The following is an 18,544-nucleotide window of genomic DNA, read 5'->3' on the forward strand; positions in this document are numbered from 1 at the left end:
GGCGCGGGGCGGTCAGTGACCAGCGTAGTCGCCCGCCGTCGGGGCCGGTCAGCAAGCGCGCCGTCCGTCCCCACAGGAGCCCTGCGGGGACGGACGGCGCGTTCGGCGCTCGGCCCGTGGGCGGGATCGGCCCCTCGCGGGGCACCCGGAACTACTTCGGGCTGGAGGGGGACTCCGCCTTGACGGTGCCGGCGATGATGTCGGCCTTGAGCTGCTCCAGCTCGGCCTTCATCTCGTCGGTGACGTCGGCATCGAAGTCGTGGAACGGCGCCAGGGCGACGCCCTCGTTCTCCAGGGTGCCCACGTACGGGGTGTTGTCCCAGTTGCCCGCGACGTCCTCGGAGATGACGTCGCCCACGGCCTCGCCCATGAGCTTCATGACGGAGGTCAGGATGAACTCCTTGCCGTTGGGAACGGTCTCGTAGCCGTCGGAGTCGACCCAGATGACCTTGACGTCCTTGCCGCCGGCGTTGAGTTCCTTGACGGCGTCCAGCGTGCCCAGCCCCACCGGTCCGGCGACGGGGAGGATGATGTCCGCGCCCTCGTTGACGAAGTTGGTGGTGTTGGTCTTGCCCTTGCCCTGGTTCTCGAAGTCGCCCGTGAAGGTGCCGTTCTGCGCGTCGGCGTCCCAACCGAGGACCTCGACGTCGGTGCCCTTCGTCTCGTTGTGGTGGGCGACGCCCTCGGCGAAGCCGTCCATGAAGATGGTGACGGTGGGGATGTTCATGCCGCCGTACGTGGCGACCTTCCCCGTCTCGGTGGTTCCCGCGGCGAGGTAGCCGGCGAGGAACGCGGCCTGCGCCGTGTCGTAGATGATCGGCTTGACGTTCTCGGCCTCGATCGAGTTGTCGTCGACGATGGCGAAGTGGGCGTCCGGGTTCCCGGCGGCGATCTTCTTCGTGGCGTCCGCGAGCAGGAAGCCGACGGTGACGGTCAGGTCGCAGCCGCCCCGGACCATCGAGTTGAGGTTCGGCTCGAAGTCGGTGGCGGCCTGGGACTCGGCCTGCTTCGTCTGGATGCCCAGTTCCTCCTTGGCCTGGGTCAGGCCCTCGTAGGAGGACTGGTTGAACGACCGGTCCTCGAAGCCGCCCGAGTCGGAGACGATGCAGCCCGTGTAGTCGGCGGCACCCGCCGGCACGGACGCCGAGGCGGAGCCCGTCGCGGAACCGGACGGGGACGCCTCCGGAGCGGCGCCGCAGCCCGTGAGGACGAGGGCGGATGCGCCCAGAACGGCCGCGGCCACACCGGTGGAGCGCTGGATCCTGCGCAGTGAATTCTTCAAAGTTCCTCCATTAAGAGTGGTGCCCAGCACGGGCCGCGGCGGGTGTCCGCACGAGTGTTCTGTTGTCCCCGGGGCGTGCTGAACCCCGGGCGCGGCGGCGCCCGAGATTAACGCACTCACACTAGCCGCGGCAGCCCCGTGGCCACCACCCTACGGGAGGCGGCATCTCCAGATCGTTGACGATTTGTTACCAAGCGGTAAACCCTGCGGTCCGGCGGGCCGGGCGCACCGGCGCCGGGCGCGCCCGCGCGCCCGGATCAGCGCGCGTTCAGCGCGCGTTCAGCTCCGCGATCGCGCGCAACGCCGCGGCGGCCATCACGCGCACGCCGGTGTTGATGGCCCGCTCGTCCGGGGCGTAGTCGCCGCGGTGGAGGTCGTAGGTCTCGCCGCCGGGCGTCCGGGTGCCGAGGCGCATCATCGACCCCGGGATCTTGTTGGTCATCCACGCGAAGTCCTCCCCGCCCATGGACTGCGGGGTCAGCACGATCGCCCCGGACCCGATCTCGGACCGGGCGGCGTCCTCGATGAGGTCGGTCTCCGCCTCCGCGTTGACCACCGGGGGGACGCCGCGGATGTGCTCCAGCTTGACGTCCACCCCGTAGGGCACCGCGACCTGCCGGACCACCTCGTCCAGCATCTTGCCGGCGTCCTGCCAGGCGTCGCCATCGAGGCAGCGCATGGTTCCCGCCATGTAGCCGGTCGCCGGGATCGCGTTGGGGGCCGAACCCGCGTGGATCTGGCCCCACACCACCGACACGGCGCTGCGCACGTCGATGCGGCGGTTCAGCACCGCCGGCACGTTGACCGCGATCTCGGCGAGGGCGAAGACGAGGTCCTCGGTCAGGTGCGGCCGCGAGGTGTGGCCCCCGCGGCCCGTGAGCTCGATCTTGATGGTGTCGCTGGCGCTGGTGATCGCGCCGATGCGCGTGCCGATGGTGCCGGCATCGATGCGCGGCTCGCAGTGCAGTGCCAGGATGCGCGGGACGTCGTCCAGCACGCCCTGCTCGATGACGGCCAGCGCGCCACCGGGCATGGTCTCCTCGGCGGGCTGGAAGACCACCCGGACCCTCCCGTGCAGCCGGCCGGCGTCGAGCAGGCGCTTGAGCGTGAGCGCGACGCCGAGCATGACCGTGGTGTGGACGTCGTGCCCGCAGGCGTGGCACACGCCGGTCCGGGTGGACGCGTACGGCAGGTCGGTCTCCTCCAGGATCGGCAGCGCGTCGATGTCGGCCCGCAGCCCGAGCGCGATCGGGCCCGCGCCCACATCCACGTAGGCCCCGGTGTCCTCGAGCCGCACGGGGCTCAGCCCGGCGTCCTCAAGGGCGGCCACGATGGCATCGGTGGTCCGGAACTCGTGGAAGGAGAGCTCGGGATTCGCGTGCACGTCGCGGCGGAAGGCCACCAGGTGGTCCATCAGGGGCTCCACCCAGTCGCCCAGGAACGGAAGGTGCGGCTCGTTGCCGGTTGCGGATCTCACCCTTCAAACCCTACGTCCAAGAGCGCCGATCCCCCGCCAGCGCAACGGAACGCCGTCACGGACCGGCGCTTCGGGCACCACCGGACGGCTACAGGACGTCGACGTCGCCGGAGGCCTTCAGGGCCGCGACGGCCTCCTTGACGGACTGTGCGTGCTCCTTGGTCGTGACCAGCAGGGCGTCGGGGGTGTCGACGATGACGACGTCCTCGATGCCGATGAGGGCGATCACGCGCTTGGTGTCCGAGACCACGACGCCGGAGGCGCGATCGGAGTACACGCGGGCGCCCTCGCCGAGCACCGTCATGCGGCTGTTCTCCGAGGCGGGATTCAGGCGTCCGATCGCCGCGAAATCGCCGACGTCGTCCCACGTGAAGAGCCCGGGGATCATCGCGACGTCGCCCACGGCGGCCGCGGGCTCGGCGACCGCGTAGTCGATCGCGATCTTCGGCAGGCCGGGCCAGACGCGGTCCATGGTCTCGTCGCGACCGGCGGTGTCCCAGGCCTCGGCGATCTCCACGATCCCGGCGTGCAGCTCCGGCTCGTTGCGCTCCAGGTGCGCGAGCATGAGCGAGACCGGGGCGACGAACATGCCGGCGTTCCAGAAGTAGTCGCCGTTCTCCACGTAGCCCCGGGCGACCTCCTCGTCGGGCTTTTCCACGAATTCGACGACGTGCGTCGCGCTCGGCGCTCCGGGGACGTCGAGCCGCTCCCCGCGGCGGATGTAGCCGAAGGCGGTCGAGGCGACGGTGGGCCGGATCCCGATCGTGACGATCTTGCCGGTCGCCGCGGTGCACACGGCCTCGCGGACGGCCTGCTGGAACACGTCCACCGGACCGATCACCTGGTCCGCGGCGAACGACCCCATGATCGTCTCCGGGTCGCGGCGGTGCAGGATGGCGGCTGCCAGCCCGATCGCGGCTGCCGAGTCCTTGGGTTCGCTCTCCAGCACCAGGTTGTGGTCGTCGAGCTCGGGGAGCTGCCCCAGCACCGCGAGGCGGTGCGCCTGGCCGGTCACGACCATGACCCGGTCCCCCACCAGGGGGGCCAGGCGGTCGTAGGTCGCGCGGATCAGCGTGGTGCCCGACCCCGTGAGGTCGTGCAGGAACTTCGGGGCCGCGGCGCGCGAAAGCGGCCACAGCCGCGTCCCGACGCCACCCGCGGGAATGACGCAGTGGAAGCGTCCCAGTGGATCAGTGTTCATGCGCTCAGGTTATCCGATGCCCCCGGCCCTCCCCCGCACCTCAGCGCGGCATTTAGCGCACGCCCGCGTTGCGCAATTGCCGCGGGATTCCGCGGGGCCGCGACGCATTCGTGAGCATGGTCACAGGGTGGACCCGATTGATGACCCCGCGGGGGGTACGTAGTCTAGGATCGGGCTAGGAACGCTCACGCACGGCGGCCAATTTTTTGTGTGGAAACCGCACAAGCGCCTATGCGATGCATGGAGGTTATTTCAGTGTCGAAGACTTCGTCAGGCACCCTCTACCGCGGCCGCGAAGGCATGTGGTCTTGGGTGGGGCACCGCATTACGGGTGTCGTCATTTTCTTTTTCCTTCTGGTGCACGTGCTGGACACGTCACTGGTGCGCGTGTCGCCCGGGGCCTACGACGCCGTGATGGAGAGCTACAAGAACCCCCTGATGGCGCTCGGCGAGCTGGGTCTCGTCGCCGCCATCATGTTCCACGCCTTCAACGGGCTGCGTCTGATCCTGGTCGACTTCTGGAAGCAGGGTCCCAAGTACCACCGCCAGCTCCTGTGGGGTGTGCTCGTCGTCTGGGCCGTCGCCATGATCGGCTTCGCCATCCGCCACCTCTCCCTCTCGTTCGGAGGTTACTAAGCCATGGCCACGACTGAATTCGTCGCTCCCCGCTCGGGCCGCATCGACCCGAAGTACAACCGCTCGAAGGACAAGGGCGGCAACTTCGAGATGGCGGCATGGCTCTTCATGCGCCTCTCCGGCCTCGTCCTGGTGGTCCTGATCTTCGCCCACCTCTTCGTCAACCTCCTGGTCGACGAGGGCGTGCACGGCATCGACTTCGGTTTCGTCGCCGGCAAGTGGGCCAACCCCGTCTGGCAGTTCTGGGACCTGGCCATGCTCTGGCTCGCCATGCTGCACGGAACCAACGGCGTGCGCACCATCATCAACGACTACGCGGACAAGGACGGCACGCGCTTCTGGCTGAAGACGGTCCTCTACTTCTGCACGGTCGCGATCATCGTGCTCGGCACGCTCGTGATCTTCACGTTCGATCCGTGCATCCCGGGGTCCACCCTCGAGATGTGCCCGTAGTCCCGGCGCACGTCGTCGAGTCGAGATTCCAGAGATAAGAGAGAACATCCGGTATGCAGGTACATAAGTACGACGTCGTCATCGTCGGCGCAGGCGGCGCCGGCATGCGCGCGGCCATCGAGTCCGGCCAGCGCGCGCGCACGGCGGTCCTCACCAAGCTCTACCCCACGCGCTCGCACACGGGCGCCGCGCAGGGCGGCATGTGCGCCGCGCTCGCCAACGTCGAAGAGGACAACTGGGAGTGGCACACCTTCGACACGGTGAAGGGCGGCGACTACCTCGTCGACCAGGACGCCGCGGAGGTCATGGCCAAGGAGGCCATCGACGCGGTCCTCGACCTGGAGAAGATGGGCCTGCCGTTCAACCGCACGCCCGAGGGCAAGATCGACCAGCGCCGGTTCGGCGGGCACACGCGCGACCACGGCAAGGCGCCCGTGCGCCGCGCCTGCTACGCAGCGGACCGCACCGGGCACATGATCCTCCAGACCCTGTACCAGAACTGCGTGAAGCACAACGTCGAGTTCTACAACGAGTACTACGTGTTGGACCTCCTGACCGTCGAGGAGGAGGCCGTCCGCGCCGACGGCACCACCTACCTGCAGAAGCGCGTGGCCGGCGTCGTGTCCTACGACCTCGCCAGCGGCGAGCTGCACGTCTTCCAGGCGAAGTCCGTCGTGTTCGCCACGGGCGGCGTCGGCAAGGTCTACAAGACCACCTCGAACGCGCACACGCTCACCGGCGACGGCATGGGCATCGCGTTCCGCCGGGGCATCCCGCTGGAGGACATGGAGTTCATCCAGTTCCACCCGACCGGCCTGGCCGGCCTGGGCATCCTGCTCTCCGAGGCGGCCCGCGGCGAGGGCGCGATCCTGCGCAACTCCGAGGGCGAGCGCTTCATGGAGCGCTACGCGCCGACCATCAAGGACCTGGCCCCGCGCGACATCGTCGCCCGGTCGATGGCCAACGAGGTCCGCGAGGGCCGCGGCTGCGGGCCGAACAAGGACTACGTCCTGCTCGACCTCACGCACCTGGAGCCGGCGCACATCGACGCCAAGCTCCCGGACATCACCGAGTTCGCCCGGACCTACCTCGGCGTCGAACCGTACACCGAGCCGGTGCCGGTCTTCCCGACCGCGCACTACGTCATGGGCGGCGTGCCGACCAACATCGACACCGAGGTGCTCCAGGACAACGACACGGTCGTCCCCGGCCTGTTCGCCGCGGGCGAGGTCGCCTGCGTCTCCGTCCACGGCTCCAACCGCCTTGGCACGAACTCGCTGCTGGACATCAACGTGTTCGGCAAGCGCGCCGGCATCCAGGCCGCCGAGTACTCCAAGACGGCCGACTGGGTCGAGCTTCCCGAGGACTCCGCCGCCGAGACGGTCGCCCTGCTGGAGCAGATGCGCAACGGCACGGGCACCGAGCGCGTGGCCGCGATCCGCAAGGACCTGCAGGACACCATGGACCTGAACATGCAGGTGTTCCGCAGCGGGGAGACCATCGCCGAAACGCTGGCCGACATCGAGGCCCTGCGCCGGCGGTACGCCAACATCAGCGTCCAGGACAAGGGGAAGCGCTTCAACCTGGACCTGCTCGAGGCCGTGGAGCTGGGCTTCCTCCTGGACATGGCCGAGGTCATGACCGTGGCGGCCATGCACCGGCACGAGTCCCGCGGCGGCCACTTCCGCGAGGACTTCCCGGACCGCGACGACGCCAACTTCATGAAGCATTCCATGATCTACCGCGACGCTGAGGCGGAAACCGAGGGCGTCAAGGGCATGCGTTTCGACACGAAGCCCGTGATCTTCACCCGTTACCAGCCGATGGAGCGTAAGTACTGATGAGCACAGAAATCCCGGATGCCCCTTCCAAGGTCGAGCTCGCCCCCGGGGTCGGCGGCGGCGGGGAGATCCCGCAGTTCGACATCACGCTGCGCGTGCGGCGCTACAACCCGGAGGTCTCGGAGGAGGCCGCCTGGGAGGACTTCCAGCTGACCATGTACGGCACGGACCGCGTGCTGGACGCCCTCCACAAGGTCAAGTGGGAGCACGACGGATCGCTGTCGTTCCGCCGCTCCTGCGCCCACGGCGTCTGCGGGTCCGACGCGATGCGCATCAACGGCCGCAACCGCCTGGCCTGCAAGACGCTCCTCAAGGACCTGGACACGAACAAGCCCATCACCGTGGAGGCCATCAAGGGCTTGCCGGTGGAGAAGGACCTGATCGTGGACATGGAGCCGTTCTTCCAGTCCTACCGCGAGGTCATGCCGTTCCTCATCGCCAAGGGCCACGAGCCGTCGGGCGAGCGGTACCAGTCCGCCGAGGACCGGGAGCGCTACGACGACACGACGAAGTGCATCCTCTGCGCCGCGTGCACGTCCTCCTGCCCCGTCTTCTGGACGGACGGGCAGTACTTCGGCCCGGCCGCGATCGTCAACGCGCACCGCTTCATCTTCGACTCGCGCGACGACGCCGGCGACATGCGCCTGGAGATCCTCAACGACAAGGAAGGCGTGTGGCGCTGCCGCACCACCTTCAACTGCACCGAGGCCTGCCCCCGCGGCATCCAGGTCACGCAGGCGATCGCCGAGGTCAAGCAGGCCATCCTCTCCCGCGCGATGTAGCCACCGGCCCCGAAGGCGCCGCGGCCGGCACCGGATCCGGTCTCTCCCCCACACCACGGAGAGACCGGCCGGTTCCGGGCCGCGGCGCCTTCGTCGCGTCGGGACCCGCACCACCCCACCACGACGAAACGAGCGACCGCCATGCCCAGCGAGAAGATCACGTTCACCAGCGCCAGCGGCGCCGAGCTCGCGGGCGTCATCGACCTCCCGGACGGCGAACCCGCCGGCTGGGGCGTCTTCTCCCACGGCTTCACGCTCGGCAAGGACTCGCTGGCCGCGGTGCGGGTCTGCCGGGGCCTGGCCGCCGAGGGGATCGCCATGCTGCGGTTCGACAACCTCGGCCTCGGGCACTCCGGGGGGCGCTTCGCCGACACGTCCTTCGGCCTCAAGACGCGGGACACCGTCCTCGCGGCGCGCGCGCTGCGGGAGCGGGGGCACCGGGTCGACCTGCTGGTCGGGCACTCGTTGGGGGGCGCGGCCGTCCTCGCCGCCGCCGGCGAGGTCGGGCCGCGCGCCGTCGCGACCATCGGTGCGCCGTACTCGCCCCGGCACCTGGAGAAGACCATCGGCCACCTCCTCGACGAGATCGAGGCCAACGGCAGCGCCGAACTCGTCTTGGGGACCCGTAGCCTCGAGGTGACGCGGGCGTTCGTGAAGGACCTCGAGGAGCACGACCTCTCCGCGTGCATCCGGGACCTCGGGGCCGCCCTGATGGTGATGCACTCCCCCACCGACAACACGGTGGGCGTCGCCAACGCCGGGGACATCTTCGCCGCCGCCAAGCACCCCAAGTCGTTCTTTGCCCTGGACGGTGCAGACCACCTCCTGACCGGGCGCGTCCACGGGCAGCGGGCCGCGCGGATGATCGCGGTGTGGGCCGAGCCCTACCTCGGGGAACGGGACTAGCGCGGGCAGGCCCCCACGGGCCGGTCCCCGCCGGTTCCCACCGGACCTACGTGCCGGGCGGCCAGTCCGCCGCGCCCGCGGGTTCGCGGCTCTTCGCGGCGCGGGCCGACCTCCGCATGCGCATCGCCCTGCGCCGCAGGCCGCCGCCTGTCGTCGCCGCGCCGTCGCGCGCCGCGGCGTCGGCCGTGCCCACGGCGCCCCATGCGGTGGCCAGCAGGTAGACCTGGCTGAGTAGGTAGAACCAGACGAACAGGCCCAGCACGACCGCGAACGAGGCGAGCAGCGGGTTGCGGCTGACACTGCCCAGGAGCGACGAGCTGAAGAAGCGCAGGACCGTGGACCCGACGGCGGCGAGCACCGCCGCCTGGAACATGACGCGGCGCGGCATGCGGATCCCCGACCCCAGGCGGAAGAGGACCACCGCGACGGCGGCGTCCAGCACCAGCATCACGGCGATGCCACCGGCACGCGCCAACGGCGCCGCGAGCGCCGAATCCAGCCGCAGCAGCCCAGTGACCCAGTCCAACGCCGTGCCGACCGCCAGCGCCAGGACCGTGGTGATGATCAGCGACACCGCCAGCAGCGCCAGCACGCCCAGGTCCCGGACCTTCGCCAGGACAGGGTTGGTCGTTTCCGGCGGGATCCCGAAGATGCCCCGCATGCCCGTTCGCAGGCCCGCGATCCAGCCCAGCGACGTGATCAGCATGGCCGCGGTGGAGATCACCAGCGACCAGCCGAAGGCGCTCGCGTCGAAGAGGTCCTCGGGCTGGGCCAGCCCTCCCTCGCCCGTGTCGATCAGCCCCGGGACGGTGCGGGCGACGAAGGCGACGATGATCTCCTGCAGCTCGGTGTTGCCGCTGACGATCAGCCCGAGGATGGAGAACCCCACCACGAGCATGGCGGCGACAGAGAAGAACAGGTTGTAGGCGATGCCGGCGGCCAGCAACGGCCCGTGCCGCAGCAGGTAGAGCCGCAGGGCGCGGAAGGGCCGCCGCGACCCCATCCGCGCCATGAACCACCCGCCCGCGGCGAGGGCCTCGGCCACGGGACCGGCCTTCTCCCGCCGGGTCTTGCCCCACGCGGCGCGCTTGCGGATCGCCTCGGCGCGCAGCTCCGCGCGGTCCAGCGGGTCCACGGGCTCCGCGGGATCCGTCCCGGACGACGCCGCGGCGGCCACCACGGCCGAACTCCCCGCCGCGCTGCCCACGGCGCCGCGCGACGGCGTCGTGCTAGTTGTCCTCCGGCCCGTTCCCGCCAAGGGTCAGCTCCTCACGCAGTGTCCACAGCCCGGTGACGTCGTGCTCGAACAGGCCGATCGACTCGACCCGGAACGCGGCGTCGTAGTCGCCGAGGACGCTCATGGCGTAGTCCATGCCCGCGTCGGTCACGTCGTGGGCGACCGTGAGGTGCGGGTGGTAGGCGAACTCCAGGTCGCTGGCCAGGGGGCCGGACTGGAGCATCCGGTGGAGCCGGACGCATTCGTCCCACCCCTCGGCGATGTTGAGGTACACGACGGGGGTGACGGGGCGGAAGGTCCCCGTACCGCGCAGGCGCAGGCTGAAGGGGCGGCCCCGCCGCGCGACGCTCCGCACGTGCTCCCGGGCCCGCTCCCAGTCGTCGGTGTCCGTGCCGGTCACCAGGGTGATGTGCGGGGGCACGACGGCGGCCAGCGGGTCCCCGAAGGACGCCCGCCAGCGCTCGAGCTCCCTGCTCAGGGACTCGGGCAGGCGGATGACGATGCCGACGCAATTCAGTCCGGCGGAGGATCCGGGGCCGGCCCGTTCCTCCCCCACCGCCTCCGCCGGGCCGCCCGCCGCGTGGCGCACGGCCTACAGCACCGTCCCGGCGAGGCGGGGGCCGCCTTCGGGGAGCTCGGCCGGCGCGCCCGACCGCAGGAAGCCCACGTTGTCGTAGACGGCCGACAACGTGGCGGCGGCCGTCTCCCGGGCCTTGGCCGCGCCGTGCGCCAGAAGCCGGTCCAGCTCGGCGGTGTCGTCCAGCAGCTCGAGGGTGCGGTCGCGGATCGGCCGGATGCGCGCGACGACGGCCTCGGCGACGTCGGCCTTGAGGTGGCCGTACATCCGGCCCTCGTACTCCTCCACCAGCCGGGCCACGGGGGTGCCGCTGATCGTCGAGAGGATCTCCAGGAGGTTGGACACACCGGGCTTGGCCTGCCGGTCGTAGGCGACGCGCGTGTCGGCGTCGGTGACCGCCGACTTGATGCGCTTGGCCGTGACCTTCGGATCGTCCAGGATGTTGATCAGCCCGTTCGGGCTGGAGGCCGACTTGGACATCTTCGACGTCGGTTCCTGGAGGTCGTAGATGCGCGCGCCCTCCTTCTGGATGAGGGCCTCGGGAACGGTGAACGTCTCGCCGAAGCGGTGGTTGAAGCGCTGCGCGAGGTCGCGGGCCAGCTCGACGTGCTGGCGCTGGTCGTCGCCGACCGGCACGCCCTGCGGCTGGTAGAGCAGGATGTCGGCGGCCATGAGGACCGGGTACGTGAACAGCCCGACGCTGGCGGCCTCCTGGCCGGCCTTGGCGCTCTTGTCCTTGAACTGCGTCATGCGCGCGGCCTCGCCGAAGCCGGTGATGCAGTTCAGCACCCAGGCGAGCTGCGCGTGCTCAGGCACCTGCGACTGCACGAACAGCGTGGACCGCTCGACGTCGATCCCGCCGGCGATGTACTGCGCGGCGGTCCGGCGCGTGCGCTCGCGCAGCTGCGCCGGGTCGTGGGGGACCGTGATGGCGTGGAGGTCGGGGATGAAGAAGAACGCGTCGTACTCGTCCTGCGTCTTCACCCAGTTCACCAGCGCACCCAGGTAGTTGCCCAGGTGCAGCGAGTCGGCGGAGGGCTGCATGCCGGAGAGGACGCGCGGCCGTTGGACGGCGGAGTGTGCGGGGTTCATGGCGTGGTCCTTCTAGAACTGGTAGTCGACGACCAGGGGGGCGTGGTCGGAGAAGCGCGCGTCGTAGCTGGCCGCGCGGTCGACGACGGCGTTCGTCGCGCGGGCGGCGAGCCCGGGGGTGGCCATCTGGTAGTCGATGCGCCAGCCCGTGTCGTTGTCGAAGGCCTGTCCGCGCCACGACCACCAGGTGTAGGGGCCGTCGACGTCGCCGGCGAGCTCGCGGTGCACGTCCTTCCACCCGATCTCCTCGCCGAAGAAGCGGTCGAAGTAGGCGCGCTCCGCCGGCAGGAAGCCGGCGCGCTTGACGTTGCCCTTCCAGTTCTTGATGTCCCGGGTGGTGTGCCCGACGTTGAGGTCGCCGACGACGAGCGCGTGGTCCTTCTCGGCCCCCAGGGCAGGCAGGCGCGTCGCCATGACGTCGAGGAAGCGGTACTTGTCCACCTGCTTGGGGGTGTCGGCCTCGCCGGAGTGCACGTAGGCGCTCACCACGGTGAGGACCTGGCCGCCGTCGACGGTGAAATCCGCCTCGACCCAGCGTCCCGACGTGGTGAAGAAGTCGTCGCCGATGTGGTTGCGCGTGGCCACGGGCTCCTGCCGCGAGGCGATCGCGACGCCGGCGCGGCCCTTGGCCTCGGCCTCGGCATGCAGGATGTGCCATCCGTCGCCCAGAAGGCCGCGGAGGATCGCGTCGGGCGCCCGGACCTCCTGCAGGCACAGGACGTCGACGTCGCGGTCCGCCAGCCAGTCCGCCATGCCGCGCTTGTAGGCGGCGCGGACGCCGTTGACGTTGACGGACGCGACGCGCAGGGCGCCGTCGTTCTTGGTCGCGTTTGTTTCCACTGCAGGGCTCACCCGATCCAGCTTACCGAAAAAGGACTAGTCGATGACCTCGCCGGACAGCGGCTGCGATCCGCCGGACGGCTTCATCATCTCCCGCGCGTTGTGCGCGGTGATCTCGATGGTTTCGACGGCGCGGTCCACCATGCCGCGCGCGGCGTCCCCCGGCTGGTCGCGGTGCTCCTTGATGACCCCGACCTGCACCTGGACGATCTTGAACGAATGGTCCAGCTTCAGGTCCCGGGTCCGGGTGTACTCGTCGATCACGACGGTCTCCACCTGCGCGTCGGCCCGCGGGGCCATGCTCGCGGTCGCGCTCTTGATCTGGTCGCTCATTTTCTGGGCGCCGCGGCGCAGCCCGAACACGAGGAAGGCGGCGAGCATGAGCCAGCCGAGGGACACGAGCGCCACGATCCAGCCGATGACGTCGTTCTCGTTGGCCGCGAACACCACCGCGACGAGGAATACCGTCACCATGACCGCGAGCGAGAGCGTGCTCGCCTTCAGCGTGATCTTCTTGTCCTGCGCGGGACCGGAGGCCTTGCCGAGTGATTGCATGGGCCCATTCTCTCAAACGCCCGCCCAACACCCCGACAGGTTCAACCGTGGGCGAACACGGGCCGTCCAGTGCTTGGCGCGGGTGCGGCGCGGGACGCGGACGGGGACGCGACGGTCCCTTCCGCGGGGCGGAACGGCGCGTCAAGGATTCCGCCGCCGGCCGGGCGCGACCTATCGTTGCTTTCCATGAGCAACGACGATCCCCGTTCCCCGGTCGACCCGGCGGCGGGCTCCCGGTTAGCGGACGGCCCCACCCCCGGTCACGGAGCCGCGGCCGCGGCGGCCGCGAGGCTGTGGACACCGGGCTTCGTGCTGGCCAGCGTCGCCAGCGGGCTCGTCTTCTTCAACGCCCACCTGCTGTTGTCGACCTTCGCGGCCCAGTCCATCTCCCGTTTCGCGGTCGGCGACGCCACGGGCGGGCTGGTGGCCAGCATCTTCATCGTCGGCGCGCTCGTCTCCCGCGTCTTCGCGGGACCGTTGATGGAACGCTTCCCCCATAAGGCGGTCTTCGCCGCCTGCATGGCGGTCTTCGTGGCCATGCCCCCGCTGCATCTGCTCATCGACTCCCTCGGACTCACCATCGCGGCCAGGATCCTCCACGGCATGGCGTTCGGGATCTGCAGCAGCGTCGCGGCAACCGTCGCCGTCTCGCGGATCCCGCGCCTCCGGGTGGGCGAGGGAACCAGCCACTACGCCTCCAGCACGGTCATCGGTGTCGCGGCGGGTGCGCTGGTGGGTCTGGCGCTGTCGCGCGCGCTCGGCTTCGACGCGGTGCTCTGGCTCGCTTCGGCCACGTCGCTCGTCTCCGTGTTGCTGCTGCTCGCCGTGCCGGCGGACCCGCGGGCCGCCGAGGGGGTGTCGACCGCCCCGACGGGCTCCGCGCCGGACGGGCCCGACGCCGCTCCCCCGGCGCGCCGCGGCCCGTGGGCCCGGCTGCTCGAGCCAGCGGTCCTGCCCATCGCCGCCGTCGGAGGCCTCTTCACCATCGGGTACGCGTCGGTCGTGACGTATCTCGGCGTCTTCGCCGACGAGCGGGGCCTCGGCCCGGGCGTCTCGTTCTTCTTCCTGGCCTACGCGGTCGCGGTGCTGGTGTCCCGGCCGTGGACCGGCCCGCTGATGGACCGGCGCGGGTACAACCCGGTGATGCTTCCCGCGTTCGCGGTCTTCGCCGCGGGGCTGCTGCTGCTCGCCACGGCCACGTCCCTGCCGTGGCTGCTGGCGGCGGCGGTGCTGGTCGGGCTCGGCCAGGGGAACCTGCTCTCGGCCGCGCAGACCATCGCCGTGACGCGCGTCCCGAGGGAACGCATCGGGATGGCGACGTCGACGTTTTTCCTCGGCATCGACGCCGGGATGGGCTTCGGCCCGATGCTGGCCGGGCTGCTGGTGCAGGCCCACGGCCCCGCGACGACGTATCTGGCGCTCGGTCTCTTCGTCCTCGCCGTCGGGGGGCTCTACTGGGTCGTGCAGGGGCGCCGGCTGGGCGCGTGAACCGGCCGACTTCGGGCGGGACGCCCCGCTACCAGGCGACGAGGCAGAACGGGTGCCGCTGCGGATCCAGGTAGACCCGGTAGTTCTGCCCGCCGGTGTTCATCGACGTGGCCCCGAGCTTGAGCACCTGCTCCTCGGCGAGGTCGAGGTCGGCCACCCGGATGTCCAGGTGCGCCTGCTGCGGGTGGAGGTGTCCCGGCCACTCCGGCGGGACGTAGACGTCCACCCGCTGGAAGGCGATCGCCGGCCGGTCCGGAGCGTCGCCGATCGTGATCCACCCATCGTCGTCGTGCTGGACCCGTACCATCCCGAGGATTTCCTCGTAGAAGGCCGCGAGGGATTCGGTGTCCTCGCAGTCGAACACGACGGCGTGCCAGGTGCCGATCATCGGGTCTCCTCGGGGTTGGCGTATCCCACAGACTACAACGCCGGCCGCGGACGCTGAACCTCCCGGGCGCCCGCTACCTGAGGAACAGGGCGCGCAGCCGGGTGGTCGTCAGCACCATCCCCACCACGATCAACAGCACGTAGTAGAGGACGTGCACCGCCGTCATGCCGTTGAAGGCCCCCACGCTCAGCTGCCGCAGCAACTCGACGCCGTGCCACAGCGGCATGGCCTGGATGAGCCACTGGATGGCCTGCGGGTAGACGCTCAGCGGGTAGAAGGTCGCCGAGAAGAGGAACATCGGCAGCATCACGAAGTTGATCCAGTCCATCTGCTGGAAGGTCTTCATGAAGGACGTGATGCCCATGCCGATCGACGCGAAGCCGAACGCGATCAGCACCGAGGCCGGCACCATCAGCAGCGCCCACCATGTGGTGATCAGTCCCATGACGCCCATGATCGCCGTGAACCCGGTGGCGTAGAGGAATCCGCGCAGCAACGCGAGGAAGATCTCCCCGATGGCCACGTCCAGCGGCCCGAGCGAGGTGTAGAGCATGTTCTGGTACAGCTTGCCGAAGTTCATCTTGAAAAAGACGTTCCACGTGGAGTCGTAGACGGCGCCGTTCATCGCCGACACGGCGAGCAGCGCCGGCGCGATGTAGGCCGCGTAGCTGATCTCGGTTCCCGCCGGTCCGACGACGGTGCCCACGAGCGCGCCCAAGCCGACGCCCATGGAGATGAGGTACAGGACCGGCTCGACGAAGCCGGACACCATGATCGCCCAATTGCTCGTCTTCGTCGCGAGGAGTCCGCGGCCGATCACGGCGCGGGCGTTGCGGGCGTACAGACCGGCGAAGGGCCGGGTGTCCGCGGTCAGTTCGAGGTCGGCGTCCTGGACCAGGCTCATCTCAGCCCTCCAATCGTTGCGCGTAGATGCGGCGTGCCAAGACCAGCCCGGCGGCGGCCAGGACGGCGAGGAACACCACGTGGACGACGGTGAGCCACCCCGGCTCGGGATAGCCGTAGCTGAGCACGCGCCCCAGCTCCGTCGCGTGCCACACGGGTGAGATCCAGCCGATCCACTGCAGGAACCACGGGAGCGTGGACAGCGGGAAGAACGTGCCGGAGAACAGGAACAGCGGCATGACGACGAAGCGCTGGACCAGGGCGAACTGCCCGCGGTCCTCCTTGATGGAGGCGGCGTAGGCCATCAGCGGAATGCCGAACGCCAGGCCCGCGAGCGTCGCGGTGAACACCGTGACCCAGGCCCAGCCGCTGGTCGCGGCGCCGAAGAGCAGGACGATGGCCAGGTAGACGGCGCTCTGCAGCACCAGCCGGATGGTCACCGCCAGCACGTGGCCCTGGCAGATCTGGTGTGGCGTGATCGGGGAGGCCAGCGGTCCGTAGTACGTCCGCCGCCACTTGAACCCGCTCATGACCGGGTAGGTGAACTCCCCGGCGGCGGTCATCATCGCCGCAGACGCGAGCAGGCTCGGGGCGATGAACTGCAGGTAGGTCACTCCGCCGAATGCCGCGGCGCCGGTGTTGGAATCCACGAGGGAGGCCAGCCCGATCCCCATCGCGAACAGATACATCAGCGGGTTGCCGATGGAGTACGCGACGATGACGTCCAGGTACCCCTTCATGCCGCGCAGCACCTGCTCGGCGATGTACCAGGTGCCGTAGCGCCGGGCCCGCGCCGCGCTGGTGGCCGGCCCGTGCGGGCGCAGGGCCGAGCTGAAGAAGCGCTCGTCGGACGGCGCGCCCGCGGCGCGCGCGACGGCTGCGCCGCCGTCGTGCACGGGGTCTGCCCCGCGCTGGCTCTCAGTCAACGAGGCTCCTTCCGGTGAGCCGGAGGAACACGTCCTCCAGCGACGAGCGCCGGACCAGCGAGGTGATCGGGGCGAAACCGCGGCCGGTGATGTTCTCCAGGGCGGCCTCGCCGTCGTGCGCGTAGATCAACACGCGGTCCGGCAGGGTTTCGATGCGCTCGCCGACGCCCTGGAGCTCCGCGGCGACGTGCGCGTTCCGCTCCGTCCCGAAGCGCAGCTCGAGGACCTCGCGGGTCGAGTACTCGCGGATCAGCGACGACGGGGACCCCTCGGCCATGATGCGGCCCTTGTCCACCACGATGAGCCGGTCGCAGAGCTGCTCCGCCTCGTCCATGTAGTGCGTGGTCAGGATCAGGGTGACTCCGCGCTCCTTGAGCCGGAACAGGCGATCCCACAGGATGTGCCGCGCCTGCGGATCCAGCCCGGTGGTGGGCTCGTCGAGCAGCAGGATCTTGGGGTCGTTGATGAGCGAGCGGGCGATGGTGAGGCGCCGCTTCATGCCGCCGGAAAGGTCGTCCACCCGGGATTTCTTCTTGTCGGTCAGCTGCGCGAACTCGAGCAGTTCGTCCGCCTTGGGCTGCAGGTAGCTCATCGGGAGGCCGAAGTACCGGCCGTAGACGAGCAGGTTGTCGCGGACGCGGAGTTCCTCGTCGAGGTTGTCCTGCTGCGGAACGACGCCGAGATGCGCCCGTACTTCGGGGCCCTGTTCCTCGGGATCCAGCCCCATGATCGTGAGGTCGCCCGCGCTGCGCTGGGAGACGCCACCGATCATGCGCATCGTGGTTGACTTACCCGCCCCGTTGGGTCCGAGCAGGCCGAAGGACTCCCCCGCGGGAACGTCGAAGGAGATGCCGTCGACGGCGGTGAAGTCGCCGTATTTCTTGGTCAGGTTCCGGGCGGAGATCACGGTGGGGCGAGGTGTGGTGTGTGGCACAGGGGAAACTGTAGTCGCGGTAAGCGATTGGTACAAATCAATCACCTTCCTGCGCCAGCCTCGCCGCTGGTCAGGGCCGGATGACTGGTCCCTCCGTCATTCCGAGCGGTGCCGACCCTCGGCTCGTCGAGCCTCCCGCGCCGCCTCGGACTCGGCTTCCGGCGGGGGTGGCGCCGTTTCGGTGTCGGCCTCCCGGTCCGGATCGACCCGCCGGCCGGAGCCCGGAGCGCCGGACGGGCCGGCCGAGTCGTCCGTGTCACCCGTGGCCCCCGATGGGGTCGCGCCGACGGTCGGGGAGTCAGATGCCGTGCCCGCGGCGGTGGGCCGGACGCCCGCCGCGTCCGGGTGTGCCGCATCGGGCTGCGCCGCATCGTCCGGATCGTGCGTCACCGGATGACTGGCACCCCCCGCGGCTTCGTCCCGGCGCGGGTCCGATGCGCCGCCGCGGGGCTTCCGGCCCGTGTCGACGTCGGGGTCCAGTTCGTCGGCACGCCGCAGCCGTTCGTTGGATTCGCCGCGGGCCTCCTCGGCTCGCGCCGCCTGGGCCTGCGCCTCGCGCCGTTTGCGTTCCGCCTCGATTTCCGCCTCCTCGGCGGCGATCTGGCTCTTTCGTGCAGCGGTTTCGCGTTCACGCGCGGTCAGCTCGACTTCGGCGGCGCCGTCGCGGATCTCGCGCGCCTCCTGCCGGTGTTCTTCTTCGCGCTGGCGGCGCCGCTTGCCGCCGACGGCGGCGACGATTCCGATGACAACCAGCACCGCGACAACTGCGACGACAATCCATATGATCTGGGTCGTGTCCATGAGCCGAACCTCTCTTCCCGTGGGCCGCATGTTCTGAGGGACCGTGCTGTGCTCTTTGTACCACTTCCGCCGTCCGGCGCACAGGGATGGCCGCGCACGCTCCGCACGCCGTCGACCGGTCGCGGACGACCCCGGACACGCCGACAGACCATCCGGCCGGTACCGGGCGGAGGCTAGCCGGAAGCGGAAGGGGAGCGGACCCGTGCGGCGGACTCTCCCTCCACA

At 70.0% G+C, this 18,544-nt stretch carries 19 protein-coding genes; 6 read left to right on the forward strand and 13 right to left on the reverse strand.

The window, feature by feature from the left end; translation table 11 throughout:
- Positions 1-151: 151 nt before the first annotated feature.
- The 3 genes from ACETWP_RS16900 to ACETWP_RS16910 form a co-directional block, all read right to left on the reverse strand.
- Positions 152-1,282 carry a BMP family lipoprotein gene (locus ACETWP_RS16900; RefSeq protein ID WP_373973451.1) on the reverse strand — a complete coding sequence of 377 codons (1,131 nt, stop codon included), beginning with the start codon at positions 1,280-1,282 and terminating at the stop codon, positions 152-154.
- A 268-nt stretch (positions 1,283-1,550) separates the two neighbouring features.
- Positions 1,551-2,696, reverse strand: coding sequence for an amidohydrolase (locus ACETWP_RS16905; RefSeq protein WP_373973472.1), 1,146 nt, complete (start codon positions 2,694-2,696; stop codon positions 1,551-1,553).
- Positions 2,697-2,847: 151 nt separating this feature from the next.
- The gene (locus tag ACETWP_RS16910; RefSeq protein ID WP_373973452.1) at positions 2,848-3,960 is read right to left on the reverse strand and encodes a mannose-1-phosphate guanylyltransferase; all 1,113 of its coding nucleotides are present in this window, start codon (positions 3,958-3,960) and stop codon (positions 2,848-2,850) included.
- Between the two features lie 240 nt (positions 3,961-4,200).
- On the opposite strand from ACETWP_RS16910, the gene sdhC reads away from it, so the two are divergent.
- The 5 genes from sdhC (at position 4,201) to ACETWP_RS16935 (ending at position 8,578) form a co-directional block, all read left to right on the forward strand.
- Entirely contained in the window at positions 4,201-4,596 is a 396-nt protein-coding gene (gene sdhC, locus ACETWP_RS16915; protein ID WP_373973454.1) for a succinate dehydrogenase, cytochrome b556 subunit, read from the forward strand.
- 3 nt (positions 4,597-4,599) lie between these two features.
- Positions 4,600-5,049, forward strand: coding sequence for a succinate dehydrogenase hydrophobic membrane anchor subunit (locus ACETWP_RS16920; protein ID WP_373973455.1), 450 nt, complete (start codon positions 4,600-4,602; stop codon positions 5,047-5,049).
- 53 nt (positions 5,050-5,102) lie between these two features.
- A complete protein-coding gene (gene sdhA, locus ACETWP_RS16925) occupies positions 5,103-6,890 on the forward strand; it encodes a succinate dehydrogenase flavoprotein subunit (protein WP_373973456.1) in 1,788 nt (595 codons plus the stop codon).
- On the forward strand, positions 6,890-7,672 hold the full coding sequence (locus ACETWP_RS16930; protein ID WP_373973457.1) for a succinate dehydrogenase iron-sulfur subunit: 783 nt from the start codon (positions 6,890-6,892) through the stop codon (positions 7,670-7,672). The genes sdhA and ACETWP_RS16930 overlap by 1 nt, the downstream gene beginning before the upstream one ends.
- A 141-nt stretch (positions 7,673-7,813) precedes the next feature.
- The gene (locus tag ACETWP_RS16935; protein WP_373973458.1) at positions 7,814-8,578 is read left to right on the forward strand and encodes an alpha/beta hydrolase family protein; all 765 of its coding nucleotides are present in this window, start codon (positions 7,814-7,816) and stop codon (positions 8,576-8,578) included.
- 46 nt (positions 8,579-8,624) lie between these two features.
- Here the strand turns inward: ACETWP_RS16935 and ACETWP_RS16940 are convergent, their stop codons facing one another.
- Genes ACETWP_RS16940 through ACETWP_RS16960 form a run of 5 tightly spaced genes read right to left on the reverse strand, consistent with a single transcriptional unit; the run spans position 8,625 to position 12,879 of the window.
- The gene (locus ACETWP_RS16940) at positions 8,625-9,836 is read right to left on the reverse strand and encodes a YihY/virulence factor BrkB family protein (RefSeq protein WP_373973459.1); all 1,212 of its coding nucleotides are present in this window, start codon (positions 9,834-9,836) and stop codon (positions 8,625-8,627) included.
- A complete protein-coding gene (locus ACETWP_RS16945; RefSeq protein WP_373973460.1) occupies positions 9,808-10,404 on the reverse strand; it encodes a 2'-5' RNA ligase family protein in 597 nt (198 codons plus the stop codon). Before ACETWP_RS16945 ends, ACETWP_RS16940 begins: the two co-directional genes overlap by 29 nt.
- 3 nt (positions 10,405-10,407) lie before the next feature.
- Positions 10,408-11,484, reverse strand: a complete 1,077-nt coding sequence (trpS, locus tag ACETWP_RS16950) for a tryptophan--tRNA ligase (RefSeq protein ID WP_373973461.1) — start codon at positions 11,482-11,484, stop codon at positions 10,408-10,410.
- 12 nt (positions 11,485-11,496) lie between these two features.
- Positions 11,497-12,345, reverse strand: coding sequence for an exodeoxyribonuclease III (locus tag ACETWP_RS16955; protein ID WP_373973473.1), 849 nt, complete (start codon positions 12,343-12,345; stop codon positions 11,497-11,499).
- A gap of 15 nt (positions 12,346-12,360) precedes the next feature.
- Positions 12,361-12,879 (reverse strand): hypothetical protein, encoded by a 519-nt coding sequence (locus ACETWP_RS16960; protein ID WP_373973462.1) that lies wholly within the window; start codon positions 12,877-12,879, stop codon positions 12,361-12,363.
- 186 nt (positions 12,880-13,065) lie between these two features.
- Here ACETWP_RS16960 and ACETWP_RS16965 point away from each other — a divergent pair, with 186 nt between their 5' ends.
- A complete protein-coding gene (locus ACETWP_RS16965; RefSeq protein WP_373973463.1) occupies positions 13,066-14,367 on the forward strand; it encodes an MFS transporter in 1,302 nt (433 codons plus the stop codon).
- A gap of 28 nt (positions 14,368-14,395) precedes the next feature.
- Here ACETWP_RS16965 and ACETWP_RS16970 read toward each other — a convergent pair whose 3' ends face one another.
- The 5 genes from ACETWP_RS16970 to ACETWP_RS16990 form a co-directional block, all read right to left on the reverse strand.
- A complete protein-coding gene (locus ACETWP_RS16970; RefSeq protein ID WP_373973464.1) occupies positions 14,396-14,755 on the reverse strand; it encodes a VOC family protein in 360 nt (119 codons plus the stop codon).
- 73 nt (positions 14,756-14,828) lie between these two features.
- Complete coding sequence (locus ACETWP_RS16975; RefSeq protein WP_373973465.1) at positions 14,829-15,659, reverse strand: ABC transporter permease; 831 nt, start codon at positions 15,657-15,659, stop codon at positions 14,829-14,831.
- Position 15,660: 1 nt separating this feature from the next.
- Positions 15,661-16,482 carry an ABC transporter permease gene (locus ACETWP_RS16980; protein WP_373973474.1) on the reverse strand — a complete coding sequence of 274 codons (822 nt, stop codon included), beginning with the start codon at positions 16,480-16,482 and terminating at the stop codon, positions 15,661-15,663.
- Between the two features lie 94 nt (positions 16,483-16,576).
- The gene (locus ACETWP_RS16985) at positions 16,577-17,518 is read right to left on the reverse strand and encodes an ABC transporter ATP-binding protein (RefSeq protein WP_373973466.1); all 942 of its coding nucleotides are present in this window, start codon (positions 17,516-17,518) and stop codon (positions 16,577-16,579) included.
- Positions 17,519-17,614: 96 nt separating this feature from the next.
- Positions 17,615-18,319: a hypothetical protein gene (locus ACETWP_RS16990; RefSeq protein WP_373973467.1), complete on the reverse strand. Its 705-nt coding sequence runs from the start codon at positions 18,317-18,319 to the stop codon at positions 17,615-17,617.
- Positions 18,320-18,544 lie beyond the last annotated feature (225 nt).

The sequence above is a fragment of the Arthrobacter halodurans genome, assembly GCF_041877255.1.
Lineage (GTDB): Bacteria > Actinomycetota > Actinomycetes > Actinomycetales > Micrococcaceae > Arthrobacter_N > Arthrobacter_N halodurans.